Genomic DNA, 12,909 nt, shown 5'->3' on the forward strand with positions numbered 1-12,909 from the left:
ATGACCGGCGAGGCGGAGCGACGTCGCCGTCGGGCCGGTGCGGTGCGCGTGGCGCGGGCCGCCGACCGCCCGGCACTCGCCCGTGCCGGCCGGCCGGACCCCCTCCCCCTGTCATTCGCCCAGCAGCGCATGTGGTTCCTGAACCGCCTCGAAGGCGGCGCGGCCTACAACGTCCCGGTGGCCGTACGGCTGAGGGGTGACCTCGACCGGGAGGCCCTGACCGCCGCCCTTTGCGACGTCGCGGACCGGCACGAGACCCTGCGCACGGTCTACCCCGAGACCGGTGGCGTCCCTCGGCAGGAGATCCTCACCGGTGCCGCGAGCCGCCCGGAGCTCACGGCCGTGCCGGTGGGGCCGGGCGACGACCTGGCGGGTCTCGTCGCGGACGAGGCCGCGCGTGAGTTCGACGTGAGCCGCGACCTGCCGTGGCGGGTGCGGCTGTTCGTGCTCGGCGCACGTGAGCACGTGCTGTCGCTGGTCATGCACCACATCGCCGGCGACGCCTGGTCGTTCGGCGTGCTCGCGCGCGACCTGTCCGCCGCGTACGCCGCGCGCCTCGGAGGCCGGGAGCCGGACTGGGATCCGCTGCCCGTCCAGTACGCCGACTTCGCTCTCTGGCAGCGCGCGCTGCTCGACGGGCTGCTCGCCGACCAGCTCGCCCACTGGCGTACGGCGCTGGCGGGCCTGCCCGCCGAGCTGAACCTGCCGCTGGACCGGTCCCGCCCGGCGCGGGCCGGCCGCCGGGGGGCCCTGGTCCCGGTACGGATCGGGCCGGCGGCGCACGCGCGGCTGGGCGAGGTCGCCCGGCGGAGCGGCGTGACCCTGTTCATGGTCCTGCAGGCCGGCCTGGCGGTGCTGCTCTCACGCCTCGGCGCCGGCACGGACGTCCCGATCGGGGTCCCGGTGGCCGGCCGGGAGAACCAGGTCCTGGACGAGCTGGTCGGCTTCTTCGTCAACACCTTGGTGCTGCGCGCCGACCTGTCCGGCGACCCGTCCTTCGGTGAGCTGCTCGGCCGGGTCCGTGAGGCGAATCTGGCCGCGTACGCCCACCAGGACCTGCCGTTCGAGCGGCTCGTGGAGGAGCTCGCGCCCGAACGCTCCCTGGCGCGGCACCCGCTGTTCCAGGTGATGCTGGCGTTCCACTACGCCCCACCGGCGATGTGGGAGCTGCCAGGCCTGGACGTCGACCCCGCCGACGTCGCGGTGGCGGGGGCCAAGTTCGACCTGTCGTTCGGCGTGGCCGAGCGGCACAGCCCCGACGGCGCGCCGATGGGCATCGAGGGCGAGCTGGAGTACAGCACCGACCTGTTCGACGCCGCGACCGCCGAGGCGATCGTGGCGCGGCTCGTCCGCGTGCTGGAGCAGGTGGCGGCCGATCCCGCGCTGCGGCTCGGCGCGGTGGACGTACTGGACCCGGCCGAGCGGCGGCGGCTCCTGCGGGAGTGGAACGCTACGACGCGGCCGGTGCCGGAGTCCTCGCCGCAGGGGCTGTTCGAGGCCCAGGCGCGCCGGACGCCGGACGCGACCGCGGTCGTGTGCGGGGACGACTCGCTCACGTACGCGGAGCTGAACACCGCCGCGAACCGCCTCGCCCACGAGCTGATCGGCCGGGGCGCCGGCCCGGAGCACACGGTCGCGCTGGCCCTGCCGCGCTCCGCCGCGCTGGTCACCGCCGTGCTCGCGGTCCTGAAGTCCGGCGCGGCCTACCTGCCCGTCGACCCGGACTACCCCGAGGCGCGGACCGCGTTCATGCTCGCCGACGCCGGCCCGGCGGTGCTGGTCACCACGTCCGGCACGCGTGTGCCCGGCGGCGACGTCCCCCGCGTCGTGCTGGACGACCCGGCGGTGGCCGGCGCGCTGGCCGGCCGGCCGGACACCGATCCGGGCGACCACGACCGGACCGTTCCATCGCATCCGGAGCACCCGGCGTACGTGATCTACACCTCCGGCTCGACCGGCGTCCCCAAGGGCGTCGTGGTGCCGCGGGGCGGCGTCGTGTCGCTGCTGGCGTGGGCGGCCGGCGACATCGGGCCCGAGCGGCTGCGGCACGTGGCCGCCTCGACGTCGCTGAGCTTCGACGTGTCGGTGTTCGAGATCCTCTCGCCGCTGGTCACCGGCGGATGCGCCGAGATCGTCGCGGACCTGACGGCGCTGGGTGAGAACGGCTTCGGCGGCACACTGGTCAGCGGCGTGCCGTCGGCCTTCGCGCACCTCATCGAGCAGGGGGCCGTGGGCGCGGGCATCACGGCGGAGCTGGTGGTGCTGGCGGGCGAGGCGCTGCCCGCGCAGGTCGTCGCGGACGTGCGCGCGGCACTGCCGGACGCCCGGATCGCCAACATCTACGGCCCGACCGAGGCCACGGTCTACTCCCTCGCCTGGTACACCGGCGACGACGTCCCCGGCGTGCCCCCCGTCGGGCGGCCCATCGCGAACGTGCGCGCGTACGTGCTGGACCGGTGGCTGCGCCCGGTGCCCGCCGGGGTGGAGGGCGAGCTCTACATCGCCGGCGCCGGGCTGGCGCGCGGCTACCACGACCGTGCGGGGCTCACCGCCGAGCGCTTCGTGGCCTGCCCGTACGCCCCCGGCGAGCGCATGTACCGCACCGGGGACCTGGTCCGCCGGACCGGTGACGGCGAGCTGGTGTTCGCGGGCCGGGTGGACGACCAGGTCAAGGTCCGGGGCTTCCGGATCGAGCCGGGCGAGGTCGAGGCCGCGCTCGCGGCACTGCCGGGCGTGGGCCGCGCGGTGGTGACGGTGCGGGAGCACGCGCCGGGGGAGCCGCGGCTGGTCGGCTACGTCGTCCCGGACGGGGACCGGCCCGACCCGGTGGAGCTGCGCCGGGAGCTCGTGCTGCGACTGCCCGGCCACCTGGTGCCGTCGGCCGTCGTCGTCCTGGACGACCTGCCGCTGACGCCGAACGGCAAGCTCGACCGCGCCGCGCTGCCCGCTCCCGAGCTCGCCGCGACGGCGTCCTCACGCGGGCCCGCCACCCCGGTCGAGGACGTGGTGTGCGGACTGTTCGCCGAGGTCCTCGGCCTGGAGCGCGTGGGCGCCGAGGACTCGTTCTTCGAGCGGGGCGGCGACTCGCTGCTGGCGATGCGGCTGATCGCCCGCGTGCGCGGCGTGCTGGACGCCGAGGTGGCGATCCGTGACCTGTTCTCCGCTCCGACGCCCGCGGGCGTCGCGCGCCTGGCGGGGCGAGGTGCCGGGCGGACCCGCCCGGCACCGGAGCGGGGCGAGCGGCCGGACCGGCTGCCGCTGTCGTTCGCGCAGCTGCGCATGTGGTTCCTGAGCCGCCTGGAGGGCGGGTCGGCCTACAACGTGCCGGTCGCCGTACGGCTGGCCGGTGATCTCGACCGGGACGCGCTGGCGGCGGCGCTGGGCGACGTCGCGGACCGGCACGAGAGCCTGCGCACCGTCTTCCCCGACGCCGGCGGGGAACCGTGGCAGGAGATCGTTACGGGCGAGGCCGCCCGGCCCGGCCTGCGCGTGGTCCCGGCCGGCGCCGGCCTGGCGGAGGCGCTGGCCGCGGAGGTCGCGCGGGAGTTCGACGTGGGCGCCGGACCGCCGTGGCGGGCCCGGCTGTTCGCGACCGGTACGGCCGAGCACGTCCTGCTGCTGGTGATGCACCACATCGCCGGGGACGCCTGGTCGTTCGGGGTGCTCATCCGCGACCTGTCGGCGGCGTACGCGGCCCGGCTGGCCGGCGAGGCGCCGCGCTGGGCGCCGCTGCCGGTGCAGTACGCCGACTACACGCTCTGGCAGCGGCGCGTCCTGGCGGACCTGTTCGACGCGCAGTTCGTGTACTGGAAGCGGGCTCTCGCGGGGCTTCCCGCCGAGCTGACCCTCCCCGCCGACCGGCCGCGCCCGGCGACCGCCGGCCACACGAGCGCGACGGTGCCGGTCGGCGTGCCGCCCGGGCTGCACGACCGGATCGTCCGCGTGGCACGGGAGAACGAGGCGACCCCGTTCATGGTCGTGCGCGCGGCGCTCTCGGTGCTGCTGTACCGGCTCGGCGCGGGTACCGACATCCCGGTCGGCGTGCCGGTGGCGGGCCGTGCCGACCAGACGCTGGACGACCTGGTCGGCCTGTTCCTCAACACCCTGGTGCTGCGCGCCGACCTGTCCGGTGACCCGTCCTTCGCCGACCTGCTCGGGCGCGTACGGGCGACGGACCTGGCCGCGTACGCCCACCAGGACCTGCCGTTCGAGCGGCTCGTGGAGGAGCTGGCCCCCGAGCGCTCCCTGGCCCGGCATCCGCTGTTCCAGGTCATGCTGGTCTTCCAGAACGCCCCGCCGGCGGACTGGGCGCTGCCCGGCCTGACCGCCGAACCCGTGGACGCCGGGACGGCCGGCACCACGTTCGACCTGTCCTTCAGCCTGGCCGAACGCCGGGACGCCGATGGCACCGCGGCCGGTGTCCACGGTTGGCTGGAGTACGGCACCGACCTGTTCGACGCCGCGACCGCCGAGGCCATCGTGGCGCGGCTCGTCCGCGTGCTGGAGCAGGTGACGGCCGACCCCGGGATTCCCGTCGGCCGGGTGGAGGTGCTGGGCGCGGACGAGCGCCGCCGGGTGCTGGAGGAGTGGAACGCCACGGCGCGCGCGGTGCCGGAGGCGACGCTCGCGGGCCTGTTCGAGGACCGCGTACGGCGGTCGCCGGACGCCGTGGCGCTGGTGTGCGAGGACGTGACGCTGTCCTACGCCGAGCTGAACGCCGCGGCGAACCGGCTGGCGCGGGACCTGTCCGCGCGGGGGGCCGGGCCGGAGCGGATCGTGGCGGTACGCCTGCCGCGCTCGGCGGAGCTCGTGGTGGCGCTGCTGGCGGTGGCGAAGACCGGCGCGGCCTACCTGCCGGTCGACGGAGGCTATCCGGAGCCGCGGATCGCGTTCATGCTGGAGGACGCCGCCCCGTCCGTGGTGCTCACGGCGGCAGACACGGCACGGCCCGGAGCCGAGGCGGCCGACCCGCCGGGCGAGGGGCGGCACGGCGCGCATCCGGCGTACGTGATCTACACCTCGGGCTCGACCGGCCGGCCCAAGGGCGTGGTCGTCTCACAGGCGAGCCTGGTGAACCTGCTCGCGGCGATGAGCGGCCCGATCCCGCTGACACCCGGCGACCGGCTCTTCGCGGTGACGACGGTCGGGTTCGACATCGCGGGCCTGGAGCTGTTCCTGCCGCTGGTCCACGGGGCGGCCGTCGTGCTGGCCTCCGAGGAGCGGGTGCGCGACCCGGCGGCCTCGGCGGAGGCGATCCGCTCGGCCGGGGTGACCGTCGTGCAGGCCACGCCGAGCTGGTGGCAGGCGCTCCTGGAGACCGGCGCGGACCTCGGGGGTGTGCGGATGGTCGTCGGCGGCGAGGCGCTGCCGGCCGCGCTGGCCGGCGCGATCTCGCGGGGCGTGAACGTCTACGGGCCGACCGAGACGACGATCTGGTCGACCGCCATGGAGCTGGAGGGCCGCGAGGGCGTGCCGCCGATCGGCCGGCCGATCGCGAACACGTGGACGTACGTGCTGGACCCGGCGCTGCGGCCGGTGCCGCCCGGTGTGGCGGGCGAGCTGTACATCGCCGGAGCGGGGCTGGCCCGCGGCTATCTCGGCCGCGCGGGGCTGACGGCCGAACGGTTCGTCGCGTGCCCGTATGCGCCGGGCGAGCGGATGTACCGCACCGGCGACCTGGCCCGCTGGGACACCGCCGGGCGGCTGGTCTTCCTCGGCCGGGCCGACGACCAGGTCAAGGTCCGGGGGTTCCGGATCGAGCTCGGCGAGATCGAGACCGTGCTGGCCGCGCAGCCCGGCGTCGCGCGGGCGGCCGTGACCGTACGGGAGGACACGCCCGGCGAACGGCGTCTCGTCGGCTACGTCGTCCCGGCCGAGGGGGCCGGCGCCGACCCTGCGGAGCTGCGGAGGCTGGCGGGTGAGCGGCTGCCGGAGTACATGGTGCCCGCGGCGGTCCTCCCGGTCGGCGCGCTGCCGCTGACCCCGAACGGGAAGCTCGACCGGGTGGCGCTGCCGGCGCCCGACTTCGCCGGCCTGGCGTCCGGACGCGGACCCGCGACGCCCGGCGAGGAGACGATGTGCGCCCTGTTCGCCGACGTCCTCGGCCTGGACCGGGTCGGCGCCGGGGACTCCTTCTTCGACCTCGGCGGCGACAGCATCGCCTCGATGCGGCTGGTCACGCGCGCCCGCGAGGCAGGGCTGGCGGTGTCGCCCCGCGACGTGTTCACGCACAAGACCCCGGCCGGCCTGGCCTCGGCCGCCACCGAGCCGGCCGGCGAGGCCGTTCCGGAGACCGGCGACGACGAGCCTGCGCCGACCCCGTTGCAGGAGGGGTTGCTGTTCCACGCCCTGTACGACCGGCAGGGCCCGGACGTCTACACCGTCCAGTTCGTGTGGGAGCTGCGTGGGCGGCTCGACCGGGAGGCGCTGGCCGCCTCCGCCGAGGCGCTCCTGGCGCGCCACGCGTCCCTGCGCTCGGCGTTCGCCCAGCTCCCCTCGGGCGACGTACGGCTGGTCGTGCCGGCGCGTCCCGGTCTGCCGTGGCGGGAGGCCGACCTCTCCGGGGCGCCGGAGGACGAGGCGCTCGCCGGGGCGCGGCGCGTCGCGGACGAGGAGCGCGAGAGCCGGTTCGACCTGGCGGCGCCCCCGCTGCTGAGGTTCGTGCTCGTCCGGCTCGCGCCCGACCGGCACCGGCTCGTCCTGACCCACCACCACATCCTGCTGGACGGCTGGTCCGTCCCGGTCCTCCTGCGGGAGCTGCTCGCCACGTACGCGGCGGGCGGTGACACGAGCGGCCTGCCGCCCGTCACCCCCCAGCGGGAGTACCGGCGGTGGCTGGCGCGTCAGGACCGCGACGCGGCGCGGGCGGCCTGGGCGCGGACGCTCGACGGGCTGGAGGAGGGCGTCCTTGTCGCGCCGAGAGACGCGGCCCGGATCCCGGTCGTCCCCGAAGAGGTGGTCCTCGACCTCGGCGAGGCCGCCGGCGCGGGCCTGCGGGAGTGCGCCCGGCGCCACGACCTCACGCTGAACACCGTCGTGCAGGGCGCGTGGGCGCTGCTGGTCGGGCGGCTCACCGGCCGCGACGACGTCGTGTTCGGCGTCACCGTCGCGGGGCGGTCTCCGGAGATCTCCGGGTCCGCGACCATGCTCGGCCTGTTCATCAACACGGTCCCGGCGCGGGTCCGGCTCGACCCGCGCGCCTCCGTGGCCGGCACTCTGGCCGCGCTGCAGGACCGGCAGGCCGGGCTGATCGCCCACCAGCACCTGAGCCTCGCGGAGATCCAGCGGCAGGCCGGACTGGGCGAGCTGTTCGACACGCTGCTCGTCCACGAGAACTTCCCCGTCGACCCGGCCGGGGGTGACTCCTCCTCCGGCCTCGCGGTCTCCCTGGCCGAGGCCAGGGACGCCGCGCACTACCCGCTGACGCTGGTCGTCATCCCCGGCGACCGGCTGCGGCTCCGGCTGGTCTACCGGCCGGACCTGTTCGACGCGGAGACGGCCGGGCGGATCCTCGCCCGGCTCGCGCGGATCCTCGACCAGGTCGCCGCGGACCCGCGCCGCCGCGTCGGCGACGTCGACGTCCTGGACCCGGCCGAGCGGCGGCAGGTGCTGGAGGACTGGAACGCGACGGCCCGGCCCGCCCCGGACCGTACGCTGCCCGCCCTGTTCGAGGACCGCGTGCGCCGTACGCCGCACGCCACCGCCCTGGTCCACGGCGCCACCGCCCTCACGTACGCGGAGCTGAACGCCGCCGCCAACCGGCTCGCCCGCGAGCTGGCCGGCCGCCGCGCCGGCCCCGAGGAGGTCGTCGCCCTCGCGGTGCCGCGCTCTCCCGCGATGGTCGTCGCCCTCCTCGCTGTGCTGAAGACCGGCGCGGCGTACCTGCCGGTCGACGTCGGCTACCCGCCGAAGCGGGTCGCGTTCATGCTCGGCGACGCGGCCCCGGCGGTCCTCCTCACGACGGAGGACACGGTGGGCCGGCTGCCGGGCGAGGTACCGGCCCTCGTCCTCGACGCCCCCGGCATCGCCGCGGCGATCGCAGCCCGGCCGGACACCGACCTCGGCGACGGCGACCGGACCGCGCCCCTCCACCCGGCCCACCCCGCCTACGTCCTGTACACCTCCGGCTCGACGGGTGTGCCGAAGGGCGTCACCGGGCTCCACTCGGGGATGGTCAACCGGCTGACCTGGTTCGCCGAGACCTACGCCGGCCCCCAGGCGGCGACCGGCTGCGCGCAGGCGTCGCTGAGCTTCGTGGACGGCTCGACCCAGCTGCTCGGACCGCTCCTGTTCGGCGCGGGCGTGGTCGTCGCCGACCCCGCCGACCCGGACGAGCTCGCCGCACTGGCCGTCCGCCACCGGGTCGGCCTGATCACCGGCGTGCCGGGGTTCCTGACCGAGCTGGCGTCCCGGCCGCTGCCGTCCCCGTGCCTGGTGAGCAGCGGCGAGGCGCTCTCCGGAGCCCAGGCCGACCGGCTGACCCGGACCGCGTCCAGGCTGGTCAACCTGTACGGCTCCACCGAGGTCACCGGCGACGCCCTGTACGCCGACTGCGAGCCCGGCACGGGCACACCGCCGATCGGGCGGCCGATCGCGGGCACCCGCGGGTACGTCCTCGACGGACGGCTGCGGCCCGTCCCGGTGGGCGTCACCGGCGAGCTGTACGTCGCGGGCGCCGGGCTGGCCCGCGGCTACCGGGGCCGCGCGGGCCTGACGGCCGAGCGGTTCGTCGCCTGCCCGTTCGCCGCCGGAGAGCGGATGTACCGGACCGGGGACCTGGCACGGTGGACCCCGGACGGGACGCTCGCGTTCGCCGGGCGGGTGGACCACCAGGTCAAGATCCGCGGCTTCCGCGTCGAGCTGGGCGAGGTCGAGGCCGTACTGACCGCCCTGCCGGGCGTGTCGGAGGCCGTCGCGACGATCCACGGCGAGGGCGAGCCCCGCCTGGTCGCCCACGTGGCCGGGAATGAGGACCTCGACCCGGCGGAGCTCCGGCGTCTCGCCGGTGAACGGCTGCCGGGTCACATGGTCCCGGCCGCCGTCCTGGCGTTGGACCGGCTGCCGTTGACGCCGAACGGCAAGCTCGACCGGGCCGCGCTGCCCGCCCCGGACTTCGCGGGCGCCGTGTCGGGCCGCGGGCCGGCGACGCCGGCCGAGGAGGTGCTGTGCGACCTGTTCGGGGAGGTTCTCGGCCTGGAGCGGGTGGGCGCTGAGGACTCCTTCTTCGAGCTGGGCGGCGACTCTTTGCTGGCGATGCGCCTGATCGCCCGCGTGCGGGCGGTGCTGGGCGCGGAGGTCGAGATCCGTGAGCTGTTCGCGGCGTCCTCGCCCGCGGGCGTGGCCCTTCTGGCCGAGGCCGGCGGTGCTGCGCGTCCGGCGCTGGAGCGCCGGGACCTGCCCGAGGTGATCCCGCTGTCGTTCGCCCAGACGCGGATGTGGTTTCTCAACCGGCTGGAGGGCGGTTCGGCCTACAACGTGCCGATGGCCGTACGCCTGACCGGGCACCTGGACACCGAGGCGCTGGCCGCCGCGGTGGCCGACGTGGCCGAGCGCCACGCGACCCTGCGGACGGTGTTCCCCGAGACCGACGGGGTGCCGCGGCAGGAGATCCTCACCGGCGCGGCGGGCCGTCCCGGCGTCGAGGTGCTCCCGGCCGGGGCGGATCTCGCCGGCGCCGTCGCCGCGGAGGCTTCGCGCGCCTTCGACGTCGGCGCCGAGCTGCCCTGGCGGGTCCGGCTGTTCGCGGCCGGGCCGCGGGACCACGTGCTGCTGGTCGTCGTGCACCACATCGCCGGCGACGGCTGGTCGCTCGGCGTCCTGGCCCGTGACCTGTCGACGGCGTACGCGGCGCGGCTGGAGGGGCGCGCGCCGGGCTGGGCTCCGCTGCCGGTCCGGTACGCCGACTACGCGCTCTGGCAGCGCGACCTGCTCGAGGACCTGCTGGGCGACCAGCTCGCCCACTGGCGCGAGGCCCTGGCCGGGCTGCCGGGCGAACTGACCCTGCCCGCGGACCGGCCGCGCCCCGTACGGCCCGGCCACCGCGGCGGCCGGGTGCCGATCGACGTCGGAGCGCAGGCGCACCGCGGGCTCGTGGAGGTGGCGCGGCGGTCGGAGACGACGCTGTTCATGGTCGTACGGGCCGGTCTCGCGGTGCTGTTGTCGCGCCTCGGCGCGGGCACCGACGTCCCGGTCGGCGTCCCGGTCGCCGGGCGGGCCGACCAGGCGCTGGACGACCTCGTCGGCTTCTTCGTCAACACCCTCGTGCTGCGCGCCGACCTGTCCGGCGACCCGTCCTTCGCCGAGGTCGTCCGGCGGGTGCGCACGGCCGACCTGGAGGCGTACGCCCACCAGGACCTGCCGTTCGAGCGGCTGGTGGAGGAGCTGGCGCCCGAACGTTCCCTCGCCCGGCACCCGTTGTTCCAGGTCATGCTGGCCTTCCAGAACGCCCCGCCACCGGACTGGAACCTTCCCGGCCTGAGCGTGGAGCCCGAGCCGGCCGGCACGGGCACGACCAAGTTCGACCTGTCCTTCGGCCTGGCCGAACGCCGCGGCCCCGACGGCGCCCCGGCCGGGCTGGCGGGGGAGCTGGAGTACTCCGCCGACCTGTTCGACGCCGCGACCGCCGAGCTGATCGTGACCCGGCTCGTCCGCGTGCTGGAGCAGGTGGCCGCCGACCCGGAGCTTCGCCTCGGCCGGGTGGACGTGCTCGACGCCGGCGAACGCCGGCAGGTGCTGACCGGCTGGAACGCCACGACCCGGCCCGCGCCCGAACCCCCGCTGTCCGCCCGCTTCGAGGCGCAGGCGCGCCGGACCCCGGACGCCACCGCGGTCGTGTGCGGGGACGTCTCGCTCTCGTACGCGGAGCTGGACGCCGCCGCGGACCGCCTGGCCCACGAGCTGATCGCCCGGGGCGCCGCCCCGGAGCGGACCGTCGCGCTGGCCCTGCCGCGGTCGGCCGAGACGGTCATCGCCCTGCTCGCCGTCGCCAAGACGGGCGCCGCGTATCTGCCGGTCGACCCGGACTATCCGGCGGCGCGGGTGGCCTTCATGCTCGACGACGCGGGTCCGGCCGTCGTGGTCACCACCGCAGCGACGGACCTGCCCGGCGGCGACGCGCCGCGAGTCCTCCTGGGCGACGCGCATGTCCCCCGCTCCGGGCCCGCCGGGAGCCCCGCCGTGGCCGGCCGTTCCCCGGAGCACCCGGCGTACGTCATCTACACCTCGGGCTCCACCGGCCGGCCCAAGGGCGTCGTGATCTCCCAGGGGAGCCTGGCCGGCTTCCTGACGGCGATGGGCGCCCGGCTCCCGCTGTCGGCGGCCGACCGGCTGCTCGCGGTGACGACGGTCGCCTTCGACATCTCGGCGCTGGAGCTGTTCCTCCCGCTGGTCGCCGGCGCCCGGGTCGTCGTCGCCATGCCGGACCAGGTACGCGACCCGGCCGCGGCGGCGGAGCTGGTCCGCTCGTCCGGCGCGACCGTCGTGCAGGCGACGCCGAGCTGGTGGCGGGAGCTGCTGGACGCTGACCGCGAGGCCGTACGGGGGGTCCGGACGCTGGCCGGCGGGGAGGCCCTGCCCGAGGGAGTCGCGGCGGACCTGCGGGAGGCCGGCGCCGTGGCGGTGAACCTCTACGGCCCGACCGAGGCGACGATCTGGTCGACCGCGATGGACCTGGACGACCGGGACGGGCCGCCACCGATCGGCACGCCGCTGGCCAACGGCGCGGTGTACGTGCTGGACCGCTGGTTGCGGCCGGTTCCGCCCGGGGTGGCCGGAGAGCTGTACATCGCGGGCGCCGGGCTGGCGCGCGGCTATCTCGGCCGCGCGGGGCTGACGGCGGAGCGCTTCGTGGCGTGCCCGTTCGCCGCCGGCGAGCGGATGTATCGCACCGGTGACCTCGCGCGCTGGAACGCCGACGGCCGGCTCGCCTGCCTCGGCCGCGTGGACGACCAGGTCAAGGTCCGGGGCTTCCGGATCGAGCTGGGCGAGATCGAGGCGGTGCTGGCGGCCCACCCGGGAGTGCGGCAGGCGGCCGCCGCGGTCCGCGAGGACGCTCCGGGCGAGCGGCGGCTGGCCGCCTACGTCGTACTCGAGACCGGCGAGACCGGCGACGCCGACCCGGCCGCACTGCGGCGGCTGACCGCCGACCGGCTGCCCGGCCACATGGTCCCGGCGGCGGTGGTCATCGTCGAGGCGCTGCCGCGGACCCCGAACGGCAAGCTCGACCGGGCCGCGCTCCCGGCCCCCGACTTCGCCGGGATGGTCTCCGGCCGCGAGCCCGCCACCGCGGTGGAGGAGACTATCTGTGGCCTGTTCGCCGAGGTGCTGGGGCTGGAGCGGGCCGGCGCCGAGGACTCCTTCTTCGACCTGGGCGGTGACAGCATCATGTCGATGCAGGTGGTCACGCGTGCTCGCCGCGCCGGGCTGCGGATCACACCGCACGACGTGTTCGTGCGCAAGACGCCCGCGGGCCTGGCGGAGGCGGCCGAGGCCGTGCCCGAGACGGCGCGCGCCGGCGCCGCCGCGGACGACACCGGCACCGGCGAGGTCCCCCTGACGCCCTTCATGCGCCGGCTGGAGGAACGGGGCGGCCTGACCGGCCGGTTGTCCCGGGCGATGGTGCTCCGCGTGCCCGCCGGCCTGGGGCTGGAGGCCCTGACGGCGGCGGTACGACGCCTGCTGGACCAACACGCCATGCTCCGCGCCCGGCTCGGCGACGCCGCGCTCGTCGTCCCTCCGCCCGGTACGCCCTACGCGGAGGCCGTCGTACGCCGGGTCGCGGCGTCCGGCGACCCGGACCAGGCGGCGGCCGAGGTACGCGAGGCGGCCGCCCGGCTGAACCCGCGGACCGGCGTCATGATCCAGGTCAGCTGGCTGGACGCGGGGACGAGCCGGTCCGGGCTGCTGGCGATC

1 protein-coding gene (cut by a window edge) is annotated in these 12,909 nt (G+C 76.4%); it reads left to right on the forward strand.

Features of this window, described 5'->3' with window-relative positions; translation table 11 throughout:
• Positions 1-12,909 carry the 5' portion of a non-ribosomal peptide synthetase gene (locus tag QWU11_RS38225; protein WP_290119425.1) on the forward strand. The gene runs 1,056 nt beyond the window's last position, so only the first 12,909 of its 13,965 coding nucleotides appear in the window; the start codon lies at positions 1-3; its stop codon lies off the right edge, out of view.

It is taken from the genome of Actinomadura sp. DC4 (genome assembly GCF_030406325.1).
Lineage (GTDB): Bacteria > Actinomycetota > Actinomycetes > Streptosporangiales > Streptosporangiaceae > Actinoallomurus.